Below are 26499 nucleotides of genomic sequence, written 5' to 3'. Positions count from 1 at the left end.
CATCGAATACTGTCGGCGCATGACCTCAGTGCGCATGATTGACGAGGGCATGGACACCCGGCACGATATCGATCAGCAGTCCCGAAGGCGGCTGCGGACGCGCGCGGGCCACCACGCTGGTGGCGCATGCGGCAAAGGTGGCATCCTGCACCGCAAGCACCTTGTTGACACGCCTGTGCCAGTGATGCCCATGACCCTTATGCTTCCGCAGGGCTTCCAGAGCCACCGTCGCCACTTCCGCCAGCTGCTGCGATACGGGACGCGCATCCTGAAGAAGCGGCGTCGTCGCAACCGTGGCATAGGCCGCATCATTCGCCACGTACCGCCGCAGCATTTCCCTCATGGGGACGGCCAGTGCCTTTTCCCCCGCGGCATAGCGTGCCGCCATGGCGTTAAAAGCAATCGCGTCGAAACTGTCGGGGGCGGCAATTGCGACGGGCGCGTTCAGCATGGCGTCGCCACTGCGTGAGGCCAGACGGTTCAGGGCGTAATTGCGCACCGGACTTGTCACGGATGTCAGTATCGTCAGCGGGGTTACGTTCTGTGGCGTCAGGCGGGCGATCATTTCCTTTTCATGCATGCGCGCCTGCAGGCCCGTTGCCTCCAGCTCATGCTGGATCAACGGCAGGCGCCTTTCCATATCCGCCACATCACGCACGGAGGCATCGGACCAGAACCGTTCGGCAATCGCCGCCGAACGCGGCCACATGCGGGCATCGACCATCTCGTCGGAGACGAGTTCGCTCCACAAGGGCGCCTCGCCCCCCAGCACGAGCTGCCGCTGCGCCGCGTCAAGGGGTTTCGCGTCCGGATCCAGCGCAAAGGCGTCGGCCGCCGGCCTGTGCCTGCCATGCCCCTTGCCAAACGCATCCTGCGGCAGGCCCACGGCCTTGGGATCGATGGGATCGACCTGATAATGCGTCGCCGCGGGGGTCAGCAGGTCGAGGTAATAGCCGGAAGAGACGACAACCGGATGCCCCGCCGCCGTCGCCGACTGGACCCATTTCGAACCGCGCCATGCCTCGACCACGACGTTGGAGGGGATCGGTGCCTCGCTGACTTCGTCCCAGCCCATCATGATCTTGCCCTGCCGGGCAAGGGCATGTTCGATCTGCGCGGTAAAGGCGGCCTGCAACGCGGGCGCATCGGCAAAGCCATGCTGCTTCATATAGGCCACGATGGCAGGATTGTCGTTCCATTGCCGGCTTGCGACCTCGTCCCCGCCGGAATGGAAATACCGGTCGGGGAACAGATGTCCCATTTCCTCGTATAGCGCGCTTACGAAATGCAGCGTCTGCGGCTTTGTCGGATCGAACGCCGCATTGTTCAGGTTATAGACCTTGTTGCAGTTTGCATCGGTCCTGACCTGATTGATGGTGATCGTGCAGGGGTACTTGCGTTCCTCTTCGGAGGGAACATGCTGCGCCGCCAGTTCGGGATAGGCCTCCAGCATCGACAGCGCGTGGCCGGGCACGTCGAATTCCGGCACGATGCGGATGCCGCGATCGGCGGCATAGGCCACGACCTGACGCACCTGCGCCTGCGTATAATACTGGTTATGCCCCCCCAGGCGCTGCAGTCGGGGGAACCGCCGGCTTTCGACGCGGAATCCTGTCCCGTCGCTCAGATGCCAGTGCAGGACATTGAGCTTGGTCAGTTCCATGGCATCAAGCTGCCGCTTGACCGTTTCCACCGACATGAAATGACGCGATACGTCCAGCATCACGCCACGCCATGCAAAGCGCGGGGCATCGTCAATGCTGGCTTCATGCAGGACCGGCCCCTGCGGCGTCAGCGCAACCAGCTGCAGCAGGGTGGACAGGCCATGCAGCACGCCTGCCGGACCATCCGCATCCAGATGGATGCCACCGTTCGCGGCAACGCCAAGGGTGTAATGTTCGCGTTCCTGCACGCTCAGATACGTCGGGTCGGGCTGGCTGGAGATATGCAGCACGACCGGTGTCACGCCCGCCGTGGGACGGCCCGCCAGCATGGCAAGGCGCGCGGAAAAACGTTCCCCCGCCCGGCGCAGCATGGGCGTGGGTTTGCCGGCCCATTCGATGCGAACCCCGCCCGCAACCGGAATGTCCTGCCCCGACAGCGTGATGGAGCGGGGCTGCGGCATCAGCGGCACGGACGGCGTGGCGGCGACTGCCGGGGCACAGAACGCCGCAAGCAGCGCCATGGAACTGCAGGCATTATGGAGAAAACGACGGGAACGGCGCAGAAAGGGAAGCATCAGGTCAATTTCTTTCCATTCAGGGAACAGGCTCCACCAGAAACCGGACGGCGACAGGCAGTCCCATTACTGGCACGCTCCATTTTGTTCGGAAAGTAAAATAAAGCTTTCCTTTTGCATGCGTCCCCTGTCCCCCGATCCCGTCCGGCAGTCGGGTGCAGGATGGCGGCATCCTCAAAAGAGCGGGAATGCAATGCAAAATGAGCTACCAACTTTCGAAGGATGCTTTATAAAGATAGCTTTGCAATGCAACAAATACATGCAAGGCATAACCATTCATGCCCACCACCGCTTACTCCGATGGCTCCCGGCAGGGAAAGCGCACCAAGGTCCTGCAGGCGGCACGCTGGCTGTTCAACCGCGTCGGCTACCAGACGGTCAGTGTGGATGCGATCCGGACCCGCGCAGGCGTAACCAAGGCCACCGTCTTTCGCCATTTCCCCAGCAAGGACGTACTGGTGTCCGAGGCAATCGCCACCCACATCCACGATGTCGAGGATGAGTTGGCGCTGGCGATCAACCACCAGAAAACACCGCTGGCGAAGATCCGCGCCATTTTCGACTGGTATGACGCGCTGTTCCATGGCGATGATTTCCATGGCTGCATGTTCATGCACGCGGCGGCCGAATACCGCCGCCGCCATGACGAGATCACGCACCTGCTCCAGGCACAGAAGGACAGCATGTGCAGCGCGTTCAGCCACCTGCTGCAATCCGGCGGCATGGAAATCGAAACCGCCACGATGCTGGGACGCACCCTGTGCATGCTGCTGGACGGCGCGATGGTCCAGGCGGAAACATGCGACAACAAGGACGCGGCGAAGGAGGCGTGGTACGCGACCTCCCACCTTCTGCGGTCGCATGGCTTCATGACCGAGGACGAAGACTGAGGCGGCCACGCGCTACGCCTGCATGCGGCTTTCGAGCAGCAGGAAGACGACGAAGACGATATCCAGCCCCACGAGCATGGGCGTCAGCTGCCGCCAGCGCCGCCGCCCGATGACCAGGATTGTATGCAGCAACAGCCCACAGGCCAGCGCCAGCATGAAATTCCCGGTCATCAGGGTGATCACCACCATCAGCAACGGCGACATCAGCTCCTCCAGCGCCAGCGTCTGCGGCGACGCCAGGGTGGAGAGCATTCCCAGCCCCACGACAATCAGGACAGGCGCTGTGGCAACGGGGGGAATGGCTGTAATCAGCGGCCAGAAGAACGAGGAAACCGCGAACAGCGCCGCCACCACCACCGCGCACAGGCCGGTGCGGCCGCCCGCCTCCACCCCGACAAGGGATTCCAGATAGGCCGAGACCGTGCTGGTTCCAAGCGTGGCGCCAATCACGCTGGCCGCGCCATCCGCGCAGAACGCCGCGCGGCCAAGGGGCAGAGGTGTTCCGTCCCTGCCCTGCGTCGCACGTTGGGTAACGGCCATCATCGTACCTGTCGCATCGAAAAAATCGCTGAGGAAAAAATAGAGGGCGACAGGAAAGAGGACGAGGATGTTCGCGACAAACCCATGGAAATCGAACGTGAACAGCATGTGATACGGATAATGTGGCCAGTCCGATACATGTGCAGGCAGGCGCGTCAGCAACCGGCCATCGGCGCCATGCACGAACAGGCCCGCGATGGTGATGACCACGATTGACAGCAGCATCGCCGCGGGAACCCGCATGTAGGACAGCACCATCGCCAGCGCCAGTCCGCCAAGGGCAAGCTCCACCGCCGGCTGCGCCAGCAGGCCAAAGGCGAACCCGTCATGCGACGGCACGACCAGGCCACCCGTCGTCAGGCCAATCCTGACGATGAACGCCCCGATTGCGCATCGGATGCCGCAGATGACCGGATCGGGAAAGCCGCTGACGATCTTCTGCCGCCATGATGTCAGCGCCAGCAGCACGAAGACGACGCCACCCAGAAACACCATCGCAAAGGCCACGGCAGGGCTGATGCCCATATGCATCACGACGACCTGCGCGAAAATGATGTTGCTGCTCATCGCCGGGGCCAGGGCAATGGGCAGGTTGGCCATCAGGGCCATCAGCAGCGTGCCGCAGACCGATGCCGCGATCGTGGTCATGATCATGTCATGGTGATCCAGCCCCGCCATCGACAGGATGGCCGGATTGACCGCCATGATATACGCAACCGCGCCAAAGGTGGTGATGCCGGCCACGACTTCACGCAGCAGGGTCGAACCCCGCCGCGTGACGTCAAAATAGCGGTCGAGCATCCCGCCCGCGCCACGTGCCGCGTGCCTCATGCCCCCGGTCTTTTCATGATCGGTCATCCCAGCCATCTGTCCCGCAAGTCTTGTTGTCGTGGTCCATCATGGTGCATGCCATCTCTGTCCGGAAACGCAATGACAGCAGCCCTTACTACCACGCCGACCGCGATTTCCGAGGGGGCGGGAGTGGCCTAAAATCTGCACAGCCTGTTCTGATAATGGCAGCATCACGATCATGGGGAGGGCAGGAACCGCCGTCCCGCGCAAATTGACAATGATAACAATTATCATTATCACCCGACCCTGCTTCCGAATTCCCTGTCCCGCATGACGGCACGGGGACAATGCAAGGCGGGGAAAACGGCATGAAACGAACCTTCCATCGGTGCAGGCGTCTGGTAACGGCCCTTTTCACCGTCATGCCGTTACTGGGTGGCCCGTGCGTCAGTGCCGGCGCGCATGCCGCCACCATTACGGACATGGCGGGGCGCACGGTCGAAATCCCGCACGACGTGCACCGGATCGTCCTTGGCGAAGGGCGTCTGATATACGCCCTTGCCCCGCTGGAACGTGAACACCTGTTCGACCGGATTGTCGGATGGCAGGGGGAATTCCGCACCGCCGATACCCAGAGTTATGACCAGTATGTCGCGCGTTTCCCGGCGGCGGCAAAGGTGGCGCTGATCGGCAAGACCACGGCGGACACCATCAGCCCGGAAAAGGTGCTGGACCTGCGTCCCGACCTTGCGATCCTGACGATTTCCGGCCATGGCCCCGGCGCCTCCAGCGAACTGGTCAGCCAGTTGCAGGCGGCGCACGTGCCGGTGGTCTTCGTCGATTTCCGTGCGAATCCGCTGCACGATACCGTGCCATCCATGCGCATCCTTGGCACGGTGCTGAACCGTCAGGCCGAAGCGCAGGATTACATCACCTTCTATCAGTCGCATCTGGATCGCGTGACGCAGGCCATTGCCAAAGTTCCGATGGAACAGCGGCCCAAGGTATTCATCGAAATGCTGGCGGCCATGCGCGAAAGCTGCTGCCATACGGCGGGCAAGGGCAACATGGGCGCCTTTATCGAGGCGGCGGGCGGCCGCAACATCGCGCCCCCCTGCTTCCCGGCTATATCGGCGATATCGCCCTGGAAAAGGTCATCGCCTCGGACCCTGACATCTATATCGCTGACGGCACGAAAGGCCCCAGGGCGGCGGGGCCGGGCCTGCGGATGGGGGCGGAGGTTTCCCCCGACCTTGCGCGCAGTTCGCTCAGGACAGTGGAGGAGCGTCCGGGCATTTCCACGCTGCGTGCCGTCACGGGTGGACATGCCCATGGCCTGTGGCACGCATTTTATGACTCCCCCTACAATATCCTGGCGGTGGAGGTGATGGCCAAATGGTTCCACCCCGACCTGTTTGCCGGCCTTGACCCGGACAGGACCGAAAAAGAGCTTTATGAGCGTTTCCTGCCGGTCCGGCAGGAAGGCACCTTCTGGATCACGCCATAAGGCGGGCCTTACCTTATGAACAGCCTTTCCCCCGCCCCCGTCACGCAACGCGCGCTGGCGGCGGGCGATATCCATGCCCGGTATCGTGCGATGCTGCGGCGGCGCATGACGATCATCGCGGCCATCGTGTTCCTGATCGCCTGTTCCGTGACGCTCGATTTCGCGCTGGGGCCATCGGGCCTTTCCCCGGCGCGACTGGTGCATATCCTGCTGCATCCGCATGACGCGCCGGCGGGGGAAAGCGTGATTGTCTGGCAGATACGCCTGCCCTATGCCCTGATGGCCATATGCGTTGGCGCGGCGCTGGGACTATCGGGGGCGGAAATGCAGACCATCCTTGCCAATCCGCTGGCCAGTCCGTTCACGCTCGGGGTCTCCGCCGCGGCGGCATTCGGCGCGTCGCTGGCGATCATCCTGCAATGGCATATCCCCGGCGTGCCCGAGGCATGGATCATCTCCACCAATGCCTTCGTCTTTTCCATCGGTTCGGTGTTCCTGCTGGACCTTGTCGCGCGCCTGCGCGGGGCGGGCACCAGCACGGTCATCCTGTTCGGCATCGCGCTGGTGTTCATGTTCCATGCCCTTGTCTCCCTCCTGCAGTTCATGGCGAGCGAGGACGCCCTTCAGGACCTCGTCTTCTGGACGATGGGCAGCCTGACACGCGCGACATGGCCCAGGATCGGCATCCTTGCCGCCGCATGCCTGCTGATCGCGCCACTGTCCTTTCGCGCGGCATGGCAGCTGACGGTCCTGCGCATGGGCGAGGAACGGGCCTCCAGCCTGGGGGTGGACATTCCGCGCGTCCGGCGCGCGGCGCTGCTGCGCATCAGCATTCTGTCCGCGCTGGCGGTTTCGTTTGTCGGGACCATCGGGTTCATCGGACTGGTCGCCCCGCATATCGCGCGCCGCCTGCTGGGGGAGGATCACCGTTTCTACCTTCCCGGCAGCCTGCTGGTCGGATGCCTGATCATGTCGCTTTCTTCCGTCGCGGCACGCAACATCATCCCCGGCGTCATCATTCCGACCGGAATTGTCACCGCGCTGGTCGGCATTCCCTTTTTCCTTGCGATCGTCCTGCGCCGGCAGGGGCTGTCATGACCGGCGCGGGCCTTTGCGCGCGGCATGTCAGCGTGCGTTACGGACGACGCACCGTCCTGCATGACCTCGATCCCGCGCCGTTTGTCCGTGGGCGCGTCTGCGCATTGCTGGGACCGAACGGCAGCGGGAAATCCACGTTCCTGCGTGCCTTGGCGGGCATTGTGCCATCCCCTGCCGTCATTACGCTCAATGGCATGGACCTGTCGCGCATGCCGCTGGCGCAACGCACGCGCCATTGCGTCTATCTGCCACAGACGCTGCCCGCGCCCGTGCATCTGCAAGTGCTGGAATCACTGATCGCCGCCCGCCATGTCAGCGGGATGGGAAGCGGCGCGGATGATACCGTCATCGCCGATACCCTTGAAACGCTGGACACATTCGGGATTGGCGATCTGGCGATGCGTTACATGGATGAACTGTCGGGCGGCCAGCGGCAGCTTGTGGGGCTGGCGCAGGCGCTGGGACGGCAGCCCGAGGCCCTGCTGCTGGACGAACCGCTCAGCGCGCTGGACCTGCATCATCAGTTTTCGGTCATGGACATCGTGCGCCGGACGACCGCCGCGCGGAGGATCGTGACCATCATTGTCCTGCATGACCTGAACATCGCGGTACGCATGACCGATGATGCCGTCATCATGCGCGACGGACGGATAATCGCCGCCGGTCCCTCTCGCACGGTGATTTCGCCCGCGCTGCTGCAGCAGACATACGGCATACATGCCCGTGTCGAAACCTGTTCCCGGGGGGAGCCCTATGTCATGGTGGATGGCACCATCGACTGATCCCTGCATCTGCTGCCGACGCCGCGCAACACGAATTTGTTATCAGATTTTTCCTGTCGTTACCTGTTCTTTTCCCGACCTCTGCCGTTCTGAGCCTATCGACAGATCGCCCCGCGGCAAGCGGGTCCGAGACCTGCCTATGAAAGCCCGAAGAAAGAACCGGCATGGGGTCAGGCAATCCGCGCGGCAACGTTCATACCAATCCCGGTGACAGCACACCCTGGTCGCCTGTCATCCGCTACCTGCCCGCCAGTCAGGTCCATCGGCCCGACACATGGGCGGAACTGTTTTCACGTGACGCCGACAGCAGTTTTACCGACTGCCTGATTTCGCCCATCTTCGCGTCAGGTGACGATACATTCCTTGTCTCCTCCTTTGAGGAAGGCAACGCGTCCCTGTCATGGGGCAGTCCCTTCCTGACGGGCCTGCAGAAGCTGTGCGAGACGGCAGGCGAATACGGCATGGGCGTCCTGCTTGACCTGCCGCTGGATCGCGTGGCGCGTGATGGCCTTCTGGCGCGTCGATATCCGCAATGGTACCTGCCCACGGATGACCCGCGCTCCCTTCGGTTGAATATTTCCTCATTCCATCAGGAAATATGCGATTACTGGCGGGGGATACTGCAATCCCTGCTGGATGCGGGCGTGCGCGGTTTCCGCTGTGACGCCCCGCAGAACCTGCCGCCCGATTTCCTGCGCAACATTATCCGGATATCCCGCGCGATCCTGCCGTCATGCCGCTGGATCGCATGGACGGCGGGACTTTCTGGGGACGCAACATACCAGATCGCCACGACAGGCGTCGATCTGGTCAGTTCGTCCGTCGCATGGTGGAACAGGCACGACCCGTGGTTTGTGGAGGAATGGCGCGCCCTTCCCGACGCTGTCGGGCGGCTGGCCTGTCCCGTTCCCTTCCCCGCCGATATCGCATCGTCCACTGGCGCTGATGCCGAACGTGAAATCATGAACCTGCGCCTTGCCGGGGCGACGGGCGATGGGATCCTTGTTCCCGTCTTCCCTGAAAATGAAGCCATATATCAGGACATCCGCGTTCATGATGCACTTCTTTTCGCAGGCAGGATGTCAGGATCCGGCCGGACAAGGCTGGCGACCCCTCACCTGCATGTCAGTTCCGCGGATAACCCGATTACGGTGCTTGTCATGCGACATGGCGATGAACATGCCCCCCGCACACGTGTCATCCTGATCAATCCATCGCCGTGGCATGCCGCTTCTGCCTGTCCTGACGCCCTGATGCCTGATTTCGGTCCGCTTTCCCCGATCGACGGGGGCAGGTCGCTTTTTTCCCTGCTCCATGACGGATGGCTGACATTGGCGGCTGGTGAGGTCAGGGTTGTCGAGACACAAGAGGGCGGTCCCCCCATAAAACATCCGCATGCGACAAACATGCACGCCGTCATGAAGCTCGGCCGCATCGCCGTGGAAAATGTCACGCCAGTGGTGGACCCGCCCCGCTTTGCGGTCAAGGCGGAGACCGGAACGTCGATCACGGTGGAGGCGGACATCTTCATGGATGGGCATGACCTCCTCGCGGCGCGACTGTCATGGCGGGCGGTGGATGATCCCCTGTGGCATCACGCGCCGATGGAGCCGATCGGCAACAGCCGCTGGCGTGGCTTCCTGTCGCTGGATCGGGTCGGGCCATGGGAATACACGATCGAGGCCTGGCAGGACCGTTACGGATCACTCGCGCGTGCCCTTGAAAAAAAGCAGGCGGCCGGCAGGATTGAAACACAGGACATTGCGGACGCGCGCGCGCTGATCCACGCCACCATGGCCGGCACCGACGGCCTGATGAAGACGCGGCTGGCGCATCTGCTGGATGACCTTCTGCACATGTCGCAGGCGGATATGATCGGACATCTGCTTTCCGCCCCGGTGCGGGCATTGATGGAGCATGTCAGCAGCAAACCATACCTGACGCGGCTTGCCGCCCCAATTGCAATCTTCGCGGAACGTCCCGCCGCGCGGTACGGCAGCTGGTATGAACTGTTTCCGCGTTCACAGGGTGCCAGCCCCGACCGGCACGGGACGTTGCGCGACGTCATCGGACGTCTGCCTTACGTGCGCGACATGGGATTCGATGTCCTTTACCTGCCCCCCATCCATCCTGTCGGCCGCATCAATCGCAAGGGACGCAATAACAGCCTGCAGGCACAGCCCGACGATCCCGGCAGCCCGTATGCCATCGGATCGGCCGAAGGCGGTCACGATGCCATTCACCCGCAGCTTGGCACGATCGAGGATTTTCGGGATCTGGTCCGCATAACGCATGAATATGGCATGGAACTGGCGATGGATTTCGCGATCCAGTGCGCCCCCGACCATCCGTGGATCACGGCGCATCCCCAATGGTTCGACCATCGCGCCGACGGATCCATCAAACATGCGGAAAATCCGCCCAAGGTATATGAAGATATTGTCAATGTGGATTTCTATGCCCCCGGCGCCATTCCCGACCTGTGGCATGCCCTGCGCGATGTCGTGCTGTTCTGGATTGCCGAGGGCATCAGGATTTTCCGCGTGGACAATCCCCACACAAAACCACTGCCGTTCTGGGAATGGCTGATTGCCGATATCCGCGCGCAGCATCCGGACGTCATCTTCCTGTCCGAGGCGTTTACCCATCCCAAGATGATGTATCGGCTGGCAAAAGCAGGGTTTTCCCAATCCTATACATACTTCACGTGGCGCAATACGAAGCAGGAACTGACATCCTACATGACGGAAATCACCAGCCGGCCGGTCCGTGATTTCTTTCGCCCGCATCTTTTTGTCAATACGCCCGACATCAACCCTTTTTTCCTGCAAAACGGTGGCAGGGCCGCCCACCTGATCCGCATGGCGCTGGCTGCCACGCTGTCCGGATTATGGGGCATGTATCAGGGTTTCGAACTGTGTGAATCCACCCCGCTGCCGGGGCGGGAGGAATACATGGATTCCGAAAAATACCAGATCCGCAAATGGGATGATGACCGTCCGGGCAACATCATATCGGAAACAGGCAGGATCAATGCGATACGACGGCGCCACAGGTCCCTGCAGACCCATCTGGGATTACGGTTTTACAACATGTTCAATGATTCCATCATCTATTTCGCAAAGGGCATGACCGATATGTCCGATGTCGTACTGGTGGCGATCAGTCTGGATCCCGTAAATGTGCAGCAGTCCACTTTCGAAATCCCGTTATGGGAATGGGGACTGCCGGACAGTGCCTCCCTGCGCGTTCATGACCTGATGCGCGACCGGCACGAAATCTGGACAGGAAAGATCCAGCATGTCCGCCTTGATCCGGGCGACCTGCCCTTTGCGATATGGCACGTCCGTCCGGTGGAAGGCGGCAGGCCATGACGAAACGCAATCCGGCCCCACCCGCCGATCCGTTATGGTACAAGGACGCGGTCATCTATCAGGTGCACGTGAAATCCTTTTTTGATTCGGACAATGATGGCATCGGGGATTTTCAGGGCCTGACGTCGAAACTTGACTATATCGCGGATCTTGGCGTCAACACGATCTGGCTGCTGCCATTCTATCCCTCCCCCCGCAAGGACGATGGATACGACATTTCCGCCTATCGCGACGTGCATCCCGATTATGGCACGCTGGCCGATGTGCGGCATTTCATCAATACCGCGCATGCCCGCAACATACGCGTGATTACCGAACTGGTGATCAATCACACATCGGACCAGCATCCGTGGTTCCAGCGGGCACGCAAGGCAAAACCCGGTTCGGTCGCGCGCAATTTCTATGTCTGGTCCGACACCGGCACCGAATATGCCGGCACGCGCATCATCTTCTGCGATACGGAAATTTCCAACTGGACGCGCGATCCCGTGGCGGGGGCGTTTTTCTGGCATCGTTTCTATTCCCACCAGCCCGACCTCAATTTCGACAATCCCCATGTCCTGCGGGCCATTCTGGGCATCATGTCCTTCTGGCTGAAACTGGGTGTCGACGGGCTGCGGCTCGACGCCATTCCCTACCTTGTGGAACGCGACGGCACCAGCAATGAGAACCTGCCGGAAACGCATGAGGTCCTGCGCCGTATCCGCGCGGCGCTGGATGCGCGTTTTTCCAACCGCATGCTGCTGGCCGAAGCCAACCAGTGGCCCGAAGACACGCAGGAATATTTCGGTCATGGCGATGAATGTCACATGGCCTTCCATTTCCCGCTGATGCCACGGATGTATCTGGCCATGGCGCGGGAGGACCGTTTTCCCATCACCGACATCATGCGCCAGACGCCCGATATTCCCCCCACCTGCCAGTGGGCGATTTTCCTGCGCAATCATGACGAACTGACGCTGGAGATGGTCACCGACAGCGAGCGGGATTTCATGTGGAATGCCTATGCCGCCGATCGCCGGGCGCGACTGAACCTTGGCATCCGCAGGCGCCTCTCCCCCCTGCTGGAACGTGACCGGCGGCGGATCGAACTCCTCAACAGCCTGCTTCTGTCCATGCCGGGAACGCCCGTGCTGTATTACGGCGACGAAATCGGCATGGGCGACAATATCCAGCTTGGCGATCGCGACGGGGTTCGCACCCCGATGCAGTGGTCGCCGGACCGCAATGGCGGCTTTTCCCGCGCCGACCCTGAACGCCTTGTCCTGCCGGTCATCATGGACCCGCTTTATGGATATGCCGCGGTCAATGCGGAAACGCAGCGACGCGACCCGTTCTCCCTCCTCAACTGGACACGGCGCATGCTGGCGGTGCGGGCGCGTTCCCACGCGTTTGGCCGCGGGACGCTGACGTTCCTTTCCCCCGGCAATCGCAAGATCCTGGCCTATCTGCGGGAATACGAGGCCGACACCATCCTGTGCGTGGCCAATCTTGCCCGCTCCGCACAGGCGGTCGAACTTGACCTTTCCCTCTTCATCGGTCGGGTGCCGGTGGAAATGACGGCCGAAAGCGTCTTTCCCCCGATCGGACAGCTTCCCTACCTTCTGACGCTGCCGCCCTATGGCTTCATATGGTTCCGGCTGTGCACCCTGTCGGAAAATCCGGCCTGGCATGTCCCCGCGCCGGAAGCCCTGCCGGAATTCCGCACCATAGTCCTGCGCCGCGACCTGCGTGACCTGATGGACGCGCCCGTGCGAAAAGTCATGGAGGAGGAGATCCTGCCGGCCTACCTTCCAATGCGACGCTGGGCTTCCGCGCGGGGACGGCGGATCACCCTGGCCCGCATCGTTCAGGCAACACCTGTGGGCACGCAGCTGCTGCTGTGTGAAATCCGTGCGCAGTCGGAAGGACGGGAGGATTCGTATTTCCTGCCGCTGGGCATCGCATGGGACACCGATACGCTCCCCGCGCTGCCACAGCAGCTGGCCCTGTCGCGTGTGCGGCGTGGACGGCAGACGGGCTACCTGACCGATGCGTTCGCCCTGCCCGCACTGACAAACGCATTCATCAAGGCCATGGCCGATGGCAGCCATCTTGCCGCGGGTGAAGGGGAAATCGTCTTTCGTGCCTCCGACGCGTTCCGCCACCTCGATATCCCGTCGGATGCCCCCATCCACTGGCTTTCCTCCGAACAGAGCAACAGTTCGCTGAGCGTGGGGGACAGGCTGATCCTCAAACTGATCCGCCAGCCGCATGCGGGCATCCACCCGGAAGTCGAAATGACAGAATTCCTGACACAACACGGCGCGCATGGCATCGCCCCCTTCCTGGGCGAAGTCATGCGGGTGGATGCGCGGGGGGAGACATATACCCTTGCCATCATGGAAGGGTATGTCGGCAATCAGGGGGATGGCTGGGGATGGACGCTGGGGTACCTGCGCGGCATCGCGACGGACCTCGCCCTGAGTGGCGAGGAACAGGCCGGCATGCGGGCCGAACATATCGCGTTTTTCCGCATCATGGGACAACGGCTGGGTGAAATGCACGCCATCCTGGCACGCGGCAGCGACAACGCGGCCTTTGCCCCCGAACAGGTATCGGAAAACGACGTTGCCGCCCTGTCGGCCACGGTGCGTGATGAAATCACGCGCGCGCTCGACATCGTGGCGGGCATCACCGACTGGCCGCATGCGGGTGACCAGGCGCACGCCACCGCCCTGCTTGCCGCGCGTGAGGACCTGCTGCGGCTTGTCACGACGCTGGCGGCATCGGCGCCGGGCACGCTGAAGACCCGCATTCATGGTGACTTTCACCTCGGGCAGGTGCTGGTGGTGGAAAACGATGCCGTCATCATCGACTTCGAGGGACAGCCCATGACCCCCCTGCCCGAACGCAGGGGCAAGGCCAGCCCCCTGCGCGACGTGGCGGGCATGCTGCGCTCCATCGCCTATGTCGCCGATACCGCACGTATTGCAGACAGTGATACGGCCAGCCATCCCGCCGCCGAACAGTCGGCGGTCCGCGCAACGGAATACATTTCCGCCTTCCATGCCGAGGCATCGCGGAATTTCCAGGACGGATGGAGTGCAGGCATCGGGACCACCGCAACAGCCATTGGCACACCGCAGGCACAGGCCGCGCTTTTGCATCTCTTCTTGATGGAAAAGGCGGCCTACGAAATACGTTATGAGGCCACCAACCGTCCCGCGTGGATCGGAACGGCGCTGGCGGGGCTGCATGACCTCATGACATTCCCCCCGGCATCAGGACCATCAGCGTCAGGAGAGCGGCAGTGACGGAACATCTTCCCATTCTTCGTGCCGGACAGGATATCGACAGCCGGGTCGAAGCCCTCCTGCATGGACGGCTGGACAACCCGTTTTCCTTCCTTGGCCGTCATCCCGATGGAAAGGAAGACACGATCCGCGTCTTCATGCCCGGCGCGCATAAGGTCACGATCGTCGAAACCCTCCCCCCGCGTCCGGGCCGGCGCAGGCGCGCCAGGGAATGGGCGATGACGCCGCTTCATCCCGATGGCGTGTTCACCGGCGCCATCCCGACCGGCATGCCATACCGGCTGCGGGTTGAATGGGACAACGCCACGCAGGAAACCGAAGATGCCTATGCTTTCGGTCTGTTGCTGGGGGATTTCGACCTGCACCTGATTTCCCATGGGGAACATCAGGACCTGTACCGCGTGCTGGGCGCCCATGTCATGGAGGTCGAGGGGGTCAGGGGCGTGCGCTTCGCCGTATGGGCACCCAATGCCAGCCGTGTTTCGGTCGTGGGAAACTTCAACCAGTGGGACGGCCGTCGCCACACCATGCGGCTGCGTCATGAACATGGCATATGGGAACTGTTCATTCCGCGTCTTGGCGCAGGCGAAACCTACAAATTCGAAATCGTGGACAGGCAGGGCCATCTGTTGCCGCTGAAGGCCGATCCGCTTGCATTCGCGGCGGAACTGTCCCCCGCGACGGCATCGGTCGTGGTGGCGACAACGGATTTCGAATGGTCGGACGACGACTGGATGCAGACGCGCGGCACGCGACAGGACATCGCAGCCCCGATCAGCATTTATGAAATCCATGCCGGTTCCTGGCGGCATGCGGACGGCAAAACGGTGAACTGGGACGAACTGACCGCGACATTACTGCCCTATGTCATTGAAACGGGCTTCAGCCACATCGAACTGATGCCCATCATGGAATATCCGTTCGGGGGATCATGGGGGTATCAGCCACTTGGCCTGTTCGCGCCCTCCGCCCGGTTTGGGGCGCCGGATGCCTTCGCCCGGTTTGTCAATGCCTGCCACCGGGCGGGTATCGGCATCATCCTGGACTGGGTGCCCGCCCATTTTCCGACGGACCCGCACGGTCTGGCCCGCTTTGACGGAAGCGCGTTATATGAACATCTCGACCCGCGTGAGGGGTATCATCCTGACTGGAACACGCTGATTTACAATATCGGACGTCGCGAGGTCAGCGGGTTCCTGATCGCAAGCGCCCTGTTCTGGCTGCACCAGTATCATATTGACGGCCTGCGCGTGGATGCGGTCGCGTCAATGCTGTATCGCGATTACAGCCGCAAGGCTGACGCGTGGATCCCCAATATCCACGGCGGCCGGGAAAATCTGGAATCCATCGCGTTCCTCCGCCATCTGAACGCAACGGTGGCCGTGCGCTCTCCCGGCGCGATCATGGTGGCGGAGGAATCAACCGCATGGCCCGGCGTCACGCGCGCCGTCAGCGAAGGGGGCCTTGGCTTTTCCTTCAAATGGAACATGGGATGGATGCACGACACGCTGGATTACATGGGACATGACCCGATCCATCGCCGCTTTCATCATGACGAGATGACATTCGGCCTTCTTTACGGGTTTTCGGAACATTTCATCCTGCCCCTTTCACATGACGAGGTCGTTCATGGCAAAGGATCGCTGATCCGGCGCATGCCCGGCGACACGTGGCAGAAACATGCCAACCTGCGTGCCTATCTGGCCTTCATGTGGGGACATCCGGGCAAGAAACTGCTGTTCATGGGCGGGGAATTCGCACAGCCCGAGGAATGGAGCCATGAAACGCAGCTTTCATGGCATGGCCTTGATACCGTGGAAGGCGGGGGCGTCAGACGACTGGTGAGTGACCTGAACCGCCTTTATCGCGCCCATGCCGCGCTCCACCGTTCCGACAGCCGGGCAGAGGACTTTTCGTGGCTGATTGGCGATGACCGTGAAAACTCGGTCTTTGCATGGATCCGCCAGACCGAAGGCGCCCCCACGATCATGGTCGTGTGCAACATGACGCCTGTTCCCCGGCACGATTACCGCATCGGCGTCCCCCATGACGGCACGTGGCAGGAAATCCTCAATACCGACAGCAGTGTTTACGGCGGGTCGAATGTCGGCAATTACGGGGCCGTGCGGACATCCCCCCTGCCCGCGCATGGCCGCGACCATTCGCTCAGCCTTTCCCTGCCGCCGCTTGGCAGCCTGTTCTTCCGTCATGAAACAGGCACAGGTCCCATCGGGAAGGGAAATTGAGAGACTTTTTGAAAATAACCTGTTGAGAGCAAATAATAATTCCCGGGTGGCGCCTTCTAAAGCTTTTCATAATTTCAGTGTGTTACCGGGACTGTCTTTCCAAACAGTCTCTGCCGTCCCGGAAATTTTCAGTTCTTCAATCCGGCAGCAGATGAAATAGCAGAAAGGAACGTCCCGTCACCGCAAGACGCTGGCAGGGCGCGAAAAGCTGTTTCTTGAGGTCCGCCCCCTCGAACTCCGTATCAAGCAGCAGGCACCAGTGCTGATCGGAGACTGAAGGCAGTGTGAACTCCACAACGTCATGCCATGCATTGAACACCAGCAGCAACGTCGCGTCCTCCCCACGTTTCATGAGGCCGGTCGGACGCGCCCGCCCATCAAGCATCAGGCCAAAACACCGCGCCGTATCCCAGTCGGCGCTTTCCATTTCATTGCCGGTGGGGTTGACCCACGTCAGTTCCTTTATGTCCAGTTCGCTATTATACGCCTCGGTCAGGAAACGCCCGCGACGCAGGATCGGAAACTGCCGACGCAGCGTGGTCAGGCGGGTGACGAACTGGACCAGTTCCTGATTACGTTCCAGAAGGGACCAGTCCAGCCATGAAATATCGTTATCCTGACAATAGGCATTATTGTTTCCGCGCTGCGTCCGCGCGAACTCGTCCCCCGCCAGCAGCATCGGCGTCCCCTGCGACAGCAGCAGCGTCGCCAGCATGTTGCGCATCTGACGGTTTCTGATCTTTACGATTTCCGGATTGTCGGTCGGTCCCTCGACACCATAATTGTATGAACCGTTGTCCGAAGATCCGTCCCTGTTGTCTTCCCCATTGGCCTGGTTGTGTTTTGCATTGTACGAAACACAATCATTCAGGGTAAAGCCGTCATGCGCCGTTATGAAATTGACGCATGACCATGGCTTGCGCCCCTGATGATCGAACAGGTCGGGACTGCCCAGCAGACGTGCTGCCATATCGTGGGCGAACAAATTTCCCTTCCAGTATCCCCGCACATTATCGCGGAACCGGTCATTCCATTCAGCCCAGCCCGGCGGAAAGGCCCCCACCTGATATCCGCCCGGCCCGCAATCCCACGGTTCGGCGATCATCTTGACCGTCTCCAGCGTCGGGTCCTGCGAACATGCCTTGAGAAATCCGGACTGGTTGTCAAATCCGTTGGGTTCACGCGCCAGTATGGTGCCCAGGTCGAACCGGAACCCGTCAACGTGCATTTCATCAGCCCAGTAGCGCAGGCTGTCGGTCACCATCTGGATCACCCGCCGGTGGGACAGGTTGACCGTATTCCCCGTGCCGGTATCATTGATGTAATAACGCGGCCGGTCCGGGACGAGACGGTAATAGGACTGATTGTCTATTCCCCTGAATGACAATGTGGGGCCACATTCATTACCTTCCGCCGTGTGGTTGTACACGACATCCAGAATGACCTCGAGCCCGGCATCATGTATCGCGGACACCATTTCCTTGAACTCACGCAGGGTTTCCGCACGGTCGGAGGCATATTGGGGAGTGGGGGCAAAAAAACCGATCGTGTTGTACCCCCAGTAATTCTTCAGCCCCTTCTGCAGGAGATGATTGTCACTCAGGAAACTGTGGACCGGCAGAAGCTCGATGGATGTCACGCCGAGGAGCCGGATATATTCAAGCACTTCCCGCCTTGCCATCCCGGCATAGGTTCCCCGCAATCCTTCGGGAACAAGGGGGTTCTTCTGTGTATATCCCTTGACGTGCGCTTCATAGATGATGGACTGATCCCAGGGGAGCGGATTGCGCCCCGACTGTCCCCGCCAGTCGAAATTGGGATCTATGACCACGCATTTCGGCACATACGGCGCGCTGTCGCGCGTGTCGAAGCTGAGGTCCCCGTCCTTGTGCCCGATGGTGTATCCGAACACCGCATCATTCCATTGCAGATCCCCCGCATGCGCACGGGCATAGGGATCCAGCAGCAGCTTGTTGGGATTGAAGCGATGGCCCGCGTCAGGCTCATAGGGGCCATAGACACGATACCCGTAAAACTGTCCGGGCTGGACATCGGCGATCCAGCCATGAAAGATCTGGTCCGTATATTCAGGCAGTGTGATCCGTTCCATTTCGACCTGTCCCTGCCTATCGAACAGGCAGACCTCGACCTTTGTCGCATGGGCAGAAAAGAGGGAAAAATTGACGCCCTTGCCGTCCCATGTCGCCCCACGTGGATAAGGGGAGCCTTCACGCAGACGCGGATTTAACTGCGGGACCATTGCCATTCCTCAGGTCTTTCGGATTTCACGATTCCCCTAACCTCCAATGGCGCGAACAGTTGCCGCCCATATCCCTGCGTCCGCCACGGCGGGGAACAGGCTGCCCTGCCCCCGACACAACCGGGGAAATCCTTTACTATTCATTTTCTTTATATTGTCCTGCCATAGAAAATATTTGCAGGTGTTTTTGTGCATCGCAAAAATATTCCTGAAATTTAAATTGTTTGACTGGAATATTTTTTTTGCTACGTTCCATATGTCTCGCAAAAAAGAAAAACAATACTATGTCAGACATCCCATCTCTTTCCCTATACCTTGCCGAAACACGTCCTTTCGCGACAGGGAGCCGGTTCGCATCCTTACAGGTTCATGACCTTCCGATGCCTTATCAATAAGATCCATCCGGCAGACATGACATCCTGATCCCGGCAAAAAACCTGATCCAATAATAAAAAGAACTGCCAAGGTCATGAAAAACAGAATATCCACCTTGTGCCCGGCATCCGTGCCGCATGCCGTGATTCCTGCGTTCATATGCTTTTTTCTGGTCATAACGACGGCATCCGTCGTGCCCTGCGCGCACGCCCAGGGCACACCCCCCGGCACCGCCGTGCCATCCCCGCCCATGACAACATCCTCCGTAACGACGCTCGCCAAGGGAAAGCCCAAGAACGCCGAGGAAGTCGGCCCGACACGACGCAGCATCCAGCGTCCGCCCAATACGCCCATTCCCCCCAGCGGCGTCCCGGTCCTTCCGACGGCTGGCCTTGCCCCGCTGAGCGTCGCGCCAATCAGCAGTCCGGGCGACCGGACCTCGTTCCACAAGATCGAACTCGACGCCCTGAGCAGGCATGAGGGATTTTCGGGCATGCTGCCTGCCTCCCTCGATGCGCTGCGCGATACCGATCTGGAAGATCCCTATTACGTTCCAACCGCCGGCACAGGCCATCTCGTGCCGCAGCTCAAGGGATTTCGGTCAATGCTGCTGGATCACGGCGTCAGCTTCGCCTTTACCTACAAGGGGGAGGCGATGGGCGTCATTAATGGCGGGGTGGAGCGGGGCATGAGTTATGTCCATGAACTTACCGCGCAGGTCAATTTCGACCTTGAAAAAATGGCGAACCTGACGGGCTGGTCCGTGCATACGCTGGTCATGGAACGCGCCGGACGCGCCGTCAGCCATGACCGCGTGGGGGAATATTACGTCAACCTGCAGGAAGTTTATGGGCTGTCGGGTCATGTGGTCGCGCATCTGGTTGACTTCTATGCGGAAAAAAAGCTGCTGAACAACCACCTCGACATCACGTTCGGCCGCATGGCGCTGACGCATGTGTTCGCGACCTCACCGTTACTGTGTTCCTTCATGGTGACGTGCTCGGCCCCGGTCGCGCTGAAGCTTGATCCCGGCTTCAGCGTCTATCCCAAGGCCACGTGGGGCAGCCGCCTGCGCCTGCGTCCCACGCGCGATACCGCCATCCAGTTCGGCGCGTACGAAGTCAGCCCCCTGCTGAGCAATCCCAGCGGCTGGGCATGGGGCAGCGAACCGGCGACGGGCCTCATGCTGCCGGTCGAATTCACGTGGCAGCCCTTCCTGACGCGCAACCGCCTGCCGGGCCATTACGTGCTGGGCTATGCGCACGATACGACCCGTTATCCCGATCAGATCGGCGTAAGCCTGCCGGCCGCCCTGCGTGCCAGCGCGGGGCGTCAGCGTTCCGCGCCAATGGACATGTTCTGGTTCGAAGGCGACCAGATGGTGTACCGCCGGGGTGGGCGCAACCAGATGGCGGGTGGATACCTGATGGCCGGGTATATCCATAACACGCCCCATGTCACCTCGATCGCGGATCAGGCATATGGTGGCCTGTCCTTTGCCGCCGTCATTCCCTCGCGCCTCACGGATCGGCTGGGGATCATGTATTCATGGTATCATGTCAGCCACCGCAAGGAAGAAGGACAGATCCTTATCCAGGATGCCGGATATTCACTGGGTACGGCGGTCCGGGCCCCCCAGACCAGTTCCCATATCATCGAGGCCTATTACGCCATCGACGCGGCACCCGGCGTGCTGGTCCAGCCTGAATTCGAATACATGATTTATCCGGGCGAAACGCGGCACATCCCCAACGCGGCGCTGGTGGGCCTGAAGGTCATCGCCAATCTGTAGGCAGGAATATTCTGTCACATCGCGAACACAATAAGAAATGGAATAATAAATATTTGAAATATCCCTGAAAGGGACGCGAAACGCATTTTTTAATACAACTGTTTCATGATCGGTTGGAAAGGCAGCGAAATAAACGTCCGGCATATCCGTTCCTGTCTGGGCCTGATCTGCATGCTCGCCTTTCCCCTTCTGACAGGCGCATGTTCCGTCGGACCGCATTACCAGCCGGAACATGTTGCCCTGCCCGATCATTATCGGGAGGAAAAGGACGATGACGCGGATTTCCGGCCGGCGGAACTGGTGCAATGGTGGCACCAGTTTCACGACCCGATCCTGAACAGGCTGGTCGAGGTGGCATTCGACCACAACCACGACATCCGGGCGACGGCACAGCGGGTCCTCGTCGCCCATGCCATGCGTGATATCGAAGCCTCGCAATGGTACCCACAGGTGGATTTCGGCAGCCTGAATGGCGACCTGATGAAATCCACCTCCCTGGCGAATGCGATGCCCCATGTGGACGACCTGCCACGGGACCCACATGCCTCGCTGCTGTCCTATGGCTTTGGCGCAAGCTGGCAGATCGACCTGTTCGGGCGCATTCGCCATCAGGTCGATGCGAGTGACAGGGTGATTGAGCAGGCACAGGAAAACCGGCACGCCATCATGCTGACCGTCCTGGCCGAGGTCGCGCGCAATTACGTGACGTTACGGGGCGCGCAGCAGCGCATGGGCATCATCAGCCGCCATATCGCCACGACAGCGCGCCTGCATGACCGTGCCGTGCGCCTGCAACGCGCGGGGGTTGGAAACACCCTGCATGTTGCCCAGACGTCCTCCCTGCTGCGCACGCAACAGTCACAGCGTGCCGTCCTGCACAAGACGATTGCACAGAGCCTGCATGCGCTTGACATTCTGGTGGGGCAGCTTCCGGGATCGCTGCGCGCGGAACTGACGTCACCCTCTCCACTGCCGAGGGTTCCGCCTGCGCCACGGACGCTTCCGGGACGGCTGCTGCGCCATCGTCCGGACATACGCAGGGCCGAACGCATGTATGCGCAGGCCATGGACGGCATCGGCACCGAAGTCGCGCGCATGTATCCTGACCTTACCCTGCCGCTGACTTACAATCCCAACGCCTCCACCTTTTCGCAACTGTTCGAGACCGGCGCGCAGGCATGGCGCATGCTGGCCCTGACCTCCCTGCCGCTGGGGCATGGGGGACAGCAGCAGGCGCGCGTCCGTTCCGCGCAGGCGATCGCCGAAGCCGAACGGCTGAAATACCATCAGCAGATCCTGATCGCGTTGCGGGAAGTGGAAGACGCCATCGTGGCGTGGAACGGCAAGAAGACGCATGTGCGTCTGCTGCATCAGGCCGCGCAGGAAAGCAGGCTGGCAAACCTGCGCAGCCGCAGGCTGTACGAGGCCGGCATTTCCGATCTCCTTAACGTGCTGGAGACAGAACAGTCGGCCCTGCGGGCGGAAAATACCGAATTATGCGCCCATATCGACTGGCTTTATCGCACGGTGGACCTTCATGTGGCGCTGGGCAGTGGGTGGGAAAACCGTACATAGGCGTACGATTCCCGAATACAGAATTGTCAAATATATTGTGCGATGCACAATTAAAACAGAAATACGAATTTTATTATTGTATAATTACCATAAATACTTGACATGGCGCATCCCGTTTCAGATGTTTGTCGCAGGCTACCAAAAACAAAAAAAGACGCTCAGCAATGAAACAAGCCTGCCTGCTCCTCCTTCCTTTCGCGGGGCTGTTATGGGTCCCCCTGTATAACCGGATGGATCCGAGCCTGTTCGGATTCCCCTTTTTCTACTGGTACCAGCTGGCCTGGGTGCCGGTCACTTCGGTCCTGATCTGGTGTGCCTGGAAAACGGGGAAACGCTCATGAACTCCGCTCCCGCATCAAACGCCATCGGCATTGGCGTGTTCCTTTTCTTCTTTTTCGCCACCATATTCCTGGGAACAACCGTTCGTTTCTGGCGCCCGCTTTTCCAGCGGGGACAGGTCACTTCCGCTACCGACAAAAATGATGAATGGGGCCTGGGGGGACGTCAGTTCGGGGCGTGGATCACATGGTTCCTGGTGGGTGGGGATTTCTATACCGCCTATACCGTGATCGCGGTCCCGGCCCTTGTCTATTCCACGGGCGCCTATGGATTTTTTGCCCTGCCCTATACCATTATCGTCTATCCGTTCATTTTCGCGGTCATGCCGCGCCTGTGGACGATCGCCCGTAATGGCGGCCATTCCACCGCGGCGGATATCGTCCGGGCGCGTTTCAACAGCCGCACGCTGGAACTGGCCATTGCCCTGAGCGGACTTGTCGCCGTGCTGCCTTATATCGCGCTTCAGCTGATCGGCATCCGCACCGTGATCGAGGCACTTGGATTTTCCGGCACGCTGCCACTGGTTTTCGCATTCGTCTCGCTGGCGGCCTATACATGGCTGGGCGGACTGCATGCCCCGGCCCTTACGGCGTTCATCAAGGATGTCATGATCTATATCGCGGTCCTGGCGGCGGTCACGATCGTGCCGATCCATCTGGGTGGATATGGTGCGATGTTTTCGGTTGCAGCCCGCCACCTGCCACCCACAGGGTCCGGACATCCCCTTGGTGACGCGCAGGTTATTCCCTATGCCACGCTGGCGCTGTCTTCCGCCTTTGCCGCGTTTCTCTATCCCCATACCCTGACGGGAATCCTGGCGGCGAAATCAGCGGATACCATTCGGCAGAACGCGGTTTTCCTGCCGATTTACACCATCGTGCTGGGCCTGATCGCGATGCTGGGCCTGATGGCCCATGCCGCGGGCATCGTGACCTCGTCCTCATCACAGGTCGTGCCGCAGCTTTTCCTTGCGATTTTCCCGTCATGGTTCGCAGGATTCTGTTTCGCCGCCATTGCGATCGGGGCGCTGGTACCCGCATCCGTCATGGCCATCGGCGCGGCCAACCTGATCATGCATAACATCCTGCCCAGCCACAAGAATTCCGCCAGCGGGGCGCGCATCGCGGGGTTCGGCATCAAGGTGGGGGCACTGTTATGCGTCCTGTTCCTGAATGCGAAATTCGCCATCGACCTGCAGCTGCTGGGCGGGGTGATCATCCTGCAGACATTCCCGGCCCTGGTCATGGGTCTCCTGCCGTTGCGCATGCCCGCCCCGGCCCTGCTTCTTGGCTGGGTCATCGGATCGGTTTCAGGATTGTGGCTCTGCTGGATGGATGGGCTGAAACCGCTGCACAGCGTCGGCTCAGGCGGGTTTTCCGTCGCGATCTCGACCGGGCTTCTGGCGCTGGGGATCAATATTGTCGTGACACTGGGGTGTTCACTCATGATGCGGGGCCTGTTTCCATCCGCATCCCGCCTGACGGTTCCCGCAGAGCAGCAGGGAGAATAACATTCCACCACAAAGGCGGGAGAAGCCCCTCTCCCGCCATCTGGAAGAAATATCCAGAAACCGCTTATTCAGGCAGGTCTTTTTCTTTCCGTTCCTTTTCCGCCCCTATGCTCATGCGTTGATACATGCCAAGCACCAGCACCATCAACGTTGCCGTCAACAGCAGGAAAACCGGATAGACCATTTCGGTGGGCTTTTTGTTGCTGACTTCGAAAACCCCGACAAGGCCCTCGATAAATACAGCAATAATGATGGTGGTGATGAAGCGTGTCAGGCTGATCCGCGCTTCGGACAGGGTCTGCTTTCCCTTGATCTGCACGACTTCTTCTTCGAGGAAATATTTTGCGACGTCGAAGACGGCAATGGCGATTACGACGTAACTGACCGCCTGAATGACGGCATCACGCATGCCCAGCCACGAATTCCGCATCGCGATGACCGGTCCGGAAAGACCATAGGCCATCAACGCCATGGCCAGCAGGATCAGGATACCACTGGCGACGGCAAAGGCAATTCTTGAGAGGAAGCGCATTTGAACCAAAGCGACCTCAAACCAGAATTTCCAATATTTTTGATTTTTATTAGTTTTATTGCAAAAAAAGGGGCGCAAGCACCCCTTTCTTCAATGGCACTCAGGCGGCCTGCAGGTTTGCAGCCGACGTCTTGCCATTACGACCCGTTTCCAGATCGTAAGATACTTTCTGGCCTTCGTTCAGGCCATGCATGCCTGCGCGCTCCACGGCGCTGATGTGAACGAACACGTCTGCCGTGCCATCGTCCGCTTCAAGAAAGCCGAAACCCTTCTGGGCGTTGAACCATTTAACTGTGCCTGTAGCCATGACAGGACTCCTATATAACCCGGCAGCCATGCGACCTTGCATGGATTAAAACCCTTCATTTGCGGAGAAACGTGAGCGTGCCAATCAGGCACCTGATAGTTTTACCGTGGCAGAAAAGTTCAGCCGTGGGTCGTATATAAATCAAACCATGTTCGAATGCACGGTTTTTATCATTCTGCCCCCCGAACAATGGTACCCTTCACACAGATGAATGAACGGATATCGCCTGAAACGGGCGGTTTTCCCCCATTTATATTTTTACGGAATTCTGTACTTTTCTTTCCGGCATGACAGCCTGTCGCTGCCTGCGGGCATGGGATCGCACCCTGCCCCACATGTCGCGGCACCCGACATGCCTGTTCTCCATTACGTGATGGCATCCCCACCGATGCCTTGCGCATTCTGAATATTGTCCTGACAGGAGCGTCGTGATGACGAAGGTTCTCGTACTTTATTATTCCACTTATGGTCATGTAGAAGTCATGGCGCATGCCGTGGCGGAAGGTGCGCGCCAGGCGGGTGTTACGGTCGATGTCAAACGCGTGCCGGAAACGGTTCCCGAGGAAATCGCCCGCACCAGCCATTTCAAGCTGGATCAGGCCGCCCCCATCGCAACGCCAGAGGAACTTCCGGATTATGACGCCATTATTGTTGGCGCGCCGACCCGTTTCGGCCGCCTGCCGTCGCAGATGGCCAGTTTCTGGGACCGGACGGGCGGACTGTGGGCCAAGGGTGCATTGATCGGCAAACTGGGCGCGGCCTTTACCTCGACCGCGGTGCAGCATGGGGGGCAGGAAACGACGCTGTTTTCAATCCTGACCAACCTTATCCACCACGGCATGGTGGTCAGCGGACTTCCCTACAGCTTCGCAGGGCAGATGCGGCTGGATGAAATCACCGGCGGCGCCCCGTATGGCGCGACAACCATCGCTGCGGGCGACGGTTCACGTCAGGTCAGCGACAATGAACGCGAGGGCGCGCGTTTTCTGGGCCGGCACGTCGCGGAACTGGCGACAAAACTGTCGGGCCAGATATCACTTTAAAC

Annotated in this window: 19 protein-coding genes; 12 read left to right on the top strand and 7 right to left on the bottom strand. The window is 60.3% G+C overall.

Annotated features, from left to right (window positions below; genetic code table 11):
* Nucleotides 1–25: 25 nt before the first annotated feature.
* The gene (locus NJLHNGOC_RS07705; protein WP_239021404.1) at nt 26–2239 is read right to left on the bottom strand and encodes a beta-N-acetylhexosaminidase; all 2214 of its coding nucleotides are present in this window, start codon (nt 2237–2239) and stop codon (nt 26–28) included.
* 278 nt (nt 2240–2517) lie between these two features.
* On the opposite strand from NJLHNGOC_RS07705, the gene NJLHNGOC_RS07700 reads away from it, so the two are divergent.
* Nucleotides 2518–3129: a TetR/AcrR family transcriptional regulator gene (locus tag NJLHNGOC_RS07700; RefSeq protein WP_113595847.1), complete on the top strand. Its 612-nt coding sequence runs from the start codon at nt 2518–2520 to the stop codon at nt 3127–3129.
* Between the two features lie 12 nt (nt 3130–3141).
* On the opposite strand, the gene NJLHNGOC_RS07695 is transcribed toward NJLHNGOC_RS07700, so the two are convergent.
* Complete coding sequence (locus NJLHNGOC_RS07695) at nt 3142–4500, bottom strand: NCS2 family permease (RefSeq protein WP_113595881.1); 1359 nt, start codon at nt 4498–4500, stop codon at nt 3142–3144.
* A gap of 329 nt (nt 4501–4829) precedes the next feature.
* On the opposite strand from NJLHNGOC_RS07695, the gene NJLHNGOC_RS07690 reads away from it, so the two are divergent.
* The 6 genes from NJLHNGOC_RS07690 to glgB all read left to right on the top strand — a co-directional run bounded on the left by NJLHNGOC_RS07690 (nt 4830) and on the right by glgB (nt 16764).
* Complete coding sequence (locus NJLHNGOC_RS07690; RefSeq protein WP_275399395.1) at nt 4830–5849, top strand: ABC transporter substrate-binding protein; 1020 nt, start codon at nt 4830–4832, stop codon at nt 5847–5849.
* 209 nt (nt 5850–6058) lie between these two features.
* Complete coding sequence (locus tag NJLHNGOC_RS07685; protein ID WP_239021407.1) at nt 6059–7066, top strand: FecCD family ABC transporter permease; 1008 nt, start codon at nt 6059–6061, stop codon at nt 7064–7066.
* On the top strand, nt 7063–7848 hold the full coding sequence (locus tag NJLHNGOC_RS07680) for an ABC transporter ATP-binding protein (protein ID WP_113595845.1): 786 nt from the start codon (nt 7063–7065) through the stop codon (nt 7846–7848). Before NJLHNGOC_RS07685 ends, NJLHNGOC_RS07680 begins: the two co-directional genes overlap by 4 nt.
* Before the next feature lie 164 nt (nt 7849–8012).
* Complete coding sequence (locus tag NJLHNGOC_RS07675) at nt 8013–11222, top strand: maltotransferase domain-containing protein (protein WP_113595844.1); 3210 nt, start codon at nt 8013–8015, stop codon at nt 11220–11222.
* Nucleotides 11219–14518, top strand: coding sequence for a maltose alpha-D-glucosyltransferase (gene treS, locus NJLHNGOC_RS07670; protein WP_113595880.1), 3300 nt, complete (start codon nt 11219–11221; stop codon nt 14516–14518). The genes NJLHNGOC_RS07675 and treS overlap by 4 nt, the downstream gene beginning before the upstream one ends.
* On the top strand, nt 14515–16764 hold the full coding sequence (gene glgB, locus NJLHNGOC_RS07665) for a 1,4-alpha-glucan branching protein GlgB (protein WP_206059735.1): 2250 nt from the start codon (nt 14515–14517) through the stop codon (nt 16762–16764). The genes treS and glgB overlap by 4 nt, the downstream gene beginning before the upstream one ends.
* A gap of 136 nt (nt 16765–16900) precedes the next feature.
* On the opposite strand, the gene glgX is transcribed toward glgB, so the two are convergent.
* The 3 genes from glgX to NJLHNGOC_RS15650 form a co-directional block, all read right to left on the bottom strand.
* Nucleotides 16901–19024 carry a glycogen debranching protein GlgX gene (gene glgX / locus NJLHNGOC_RS07660; RefSeq protein WP_113595843.1) on the bottom strand — a complete coding sequence of 708 codons (2124 nt, stop codon included), beginning with the start codon at nt 19022–19024 and terminating at the stop codon, nt 16901–16903.
* A 136-nt stretch (nt 19025–19160) separates the two neighbouring features.
* Entirely contained in the window at nt 19161–19319 is a 159-nt protein-coding gene (locus NJLHNGOC_RS15915; RefSeq protein ID WP_165837879.1) for a hypothetical protein, read from the bottom strand.
* Nucleotides 19307–19651, bottom strand: coding sequence for a hypothetical protein (locus tag NJLHNGOC_RS15650; protein WP_133258702.1), 345 nt, complete (start codon nt 19649–19651; stop codon nt 19307–19309). The genes NJLHNGOC_RS15915 and NJLHNGOC_RS15650 overlap by 13 nt, the downstream gene beginning before the upstream one ends.
* Between NJLHNGOC_RS15650 and NJLHNGOC_RS07655 the strand changes: the two genes are divergently transcribed.
* From NJLHNGOC_RS07655 to NJLHNGOC_RS07640, 4 genes are all read left to right on the top strand, one after another.
* Nucleotides 19650–21191, top strand: coding sequence for a carbohydrate porin (locus NJLHNGOC_RS07655; RefSeq protein ID WP_239021403.1), 1542 nt, complete (start codon nt 19650–19652; stop codon nt 21189–21191). The two genes, NJLHNGOC_RS15650 and NJLHNGOC_RS07655, sit on opposite strands and share 2 nt — an antisense overlap.
* A gap of 171 nt (nt 21192–21362) precedes the next feature.
* Nucleotides 21363–22766 carry an efflux transporter outer membrane subunit gene (locus tag NJLHNGOC_RS07650; RefSeq protein ID WP_165837878.1) on the top strand — a complete coding sequence of 468 codons (1404 nt, stop codon included), beginning with the start codon at nt 21363–21365 and terminating at the stop codon, nt 22764–22766.
* Nucleotides 22767–22930: 164 nt separating this feature from the next.
* Nucleotides 22931–23107, top strand: coding sequence for a DUF3311 domain-containing protein (locus NJLHNGOC_RS07645; protein ID WP_113595841.1), 177 nt, complete (start codon nt 22931–22933; stop codon nt 23105–23107).
* The gene (locus NJLHNGOC_RS07640; RefSeq protein WP_113595840.1) at nt 23104–24615 is read left to right on the top strand and encodes a sodium:solute symporter family protein; all 1512 of its coding nucleotides are present in this window, start codon (nt 23104–23106) and stop codon (nt 24613–24615) included. The genes NJLHNGOC_RS07645 and NJLHNGOC_RS07640 overlap by 4 nt, the downstream gene beginning before the upstream one ends.
* Nucleotides 24616–24679: 64 nt before the next feature.
* On the opposite strand, the gene NJLHNGOC_RS07635 is transcribed toward NJLHNGOC_RS07640, so the two are convergent.
* On the bottom strand, nt 24680–25147 hold the full coding sequence (locus NJLHNGOC_RS07635) for a hypothetical protein (RefSeq protein WP_113595839.1): 468 nt from the start codon (nt 25145–25147) through the stop codon (nt 24680–24682).
* A 100-nt stretch (nt 25148–25247) separates the two neighbouring features.
* Nucleotides 25248–25454 carry a cold-shock protein gene (locus tag NJLHNGOC_RS07630; RefSeq protein WP_110530512.1) on the bottom strand — a complete coding sequence of 69 codons (207 nt, stop codon included), beginning with the start codon at nt 25452–25454 and terminating at the stop codon, nt 25248–25250.
* Nucleotides 25455–25885: 431 nt separating this feature from the next.
* On the opposite strand from NJLHNGOC_RS07630, the gene wrbA reads away from it, so the two are divergent.
* Entirely contained in the window at nt 25886–26497 is a 612-nt protein-coding gene (gene wrbA / locus NJLHNGOC_RS07625) for an NAD(P)H:quinone oxidoreductase (RefSeq protein WP_113595838.1), read from the top strand.
* Nucleotides 26498–26499 lie beyond the last annotated feature (2 nt).

This window comes from Novacetimonas cocois (assembly GCF_003311635.1).
Classification (GTDB): Bacteria; Pseudomonadota; Alphaproteobacteria; order Acetobacterales; family Acetobacteraceae; genus Novacetimonas; species Novacetimonas cocois.
The sequence above is the reverse complement of the archived record's forward strand: the minus strand, read 5'-3'. Positions and strand labels throughout refer to the sequence as shown.

What these genes read in the sequence shown, in the direction of transcription:
- NJLHNGOC_RS07705 (WP_239021404.1), bottom strand. Translation starts at nt 2,239, where the DNA reads ATGCTTCCCTTTCTGCGCCGTTCCCGTCGTTTTCTCCATAATGCCTGC.
- NJLHNGOC_RS07700 (WP_113595847.1), top strand. Translation starts at nt 2,518, where the DNA reads ATGCCCACCACCGCTTACTCCGATGGCTCCCGGCAGGGAAAGCGCACC.
- NJLHNGOC_RS07695 (WP_113595881.1), bottom strand. Translation starts at nt 4,500, where the DNA reads ATGAGGCACGCGGCACGTGGCGCGGGCGGGATGCTCGACCGCTATTTT.
- NJLHNGOC_RS07690 (WP_275399395.1), top strand. Translation starts at nt 4,830, where the DNA reads ATGAAACGAACCTTCCATCGGTGCAGGCGTCTGGTAACGGCCCTTTTC.
- NJLHNGOC_RS07685 (WP_239021407.1), top strand. Translation starts at nt 6,059, where the DNA reads ATGCTGCGGCGGCGCATGACGATCATCGCGGCCATCGTGTTCCTGATC.
- NJLHNGOC_RS07680 (WP_113595845.1), top strand. Translation starts at nt 7,063, where the DNA reads ATGACCGGCGCGGGCCTTTGCGCGCGGCATGTCAGCGTGCGTTACGGA.
- NJLHNGOC_RS07675 (WP_113595844.1), top strand. Translation starts at nt 8,013, where the DNA reads ATGGGGTCAGGCAATCCGCGCGGCAACGTTCATACCAATCCCGGTGAC.
- treS (WP_113595880.1), top strand. Translation starts at nt 11,219, where the DNA reads ATGACGAAACGCAATCCGGCCCCACCCGCCGATCCGTTATGGTACAAG.
- glgX (WP_113595843.1), bottom strand. Translation starts at nt 19,024, where the DNA reads ATGGTCCCGCAGTTAAATCCGCGTCTGCGTGAAGGCTCCCCTTATCCA.
- NJLHNGOC_RS15915 (WP_165837879.1), bottom strand. Translation starts at nt 19,319, where the DNA reads ATGTCTGACATAGTATTGTTTTTCTTTTTTGCGAGACATATGGAACGT.
- NJLHNGOC_RS07655 (WP_239021403.1), top strand. Translation starts at nt 19,650, where the DNA reads ATGACAACATCCTCCGTAACGACGCTCGCCAAGGGAAAGCCCAAGAAC.
- NJLHNGOC_RS15650 (WP_133258702.1), bottom strand. Translation starts at nt 19,651, where the DNA reads ATGGGCGGGGATGGCACGGCGGTGCCGGGGGGTGTGCCCTGGGCGTGC.
- NJLHNGOC_RS07650 (WP_165837878.1), top strand. Translation starts at nt 21,363, where the DNA reads ATGCTCGCCTTTCCCCTTCTGACAGGCGCATGTTCCGTCGGACCGCAT.
- NJLHNGOC_RS07645 (WP_113595841.1), top strand. Translation starts at nt 22,931, where the DNA reads ATGAAACAAGCCTGCCTGCTCCTCCTTCCTTTCGCGGGGCTGTTATGG.
- NJLHNGOC_RS07640 (WP_113595840.1), top strand. Translation starts at nt 23,104, where the DNA reads ATGAACTCCGCTCCCGCATCAAACGCCATCGGCATTGGCGTGTTCCTT.
- NJLHNGOC_RS07635 (WP_113595839.1), bottom strand. Translation starts at nt 25,147, where the DNA reads ATGCGCTTCCTCTCAAGAATTGCCTTTGCCGTCGCCAGTGGTATCCTG.
- NJLHNGOC_RS07630 (WP_110530512.1), bottom strand. Translation starts at nt 25,454, where the DNA reads ATGGCTACAGGCACAGTTAAATGGTTCAACGCCCAGAAGGGTTTCGGC.
- wrbA (WP_113595838.1), top strand. Translation starts at nt 25,886, where the DNA reads ATGACGAAGGTTCTCGTACTTTATTATTCCACTTATGGTCATGTAGAA.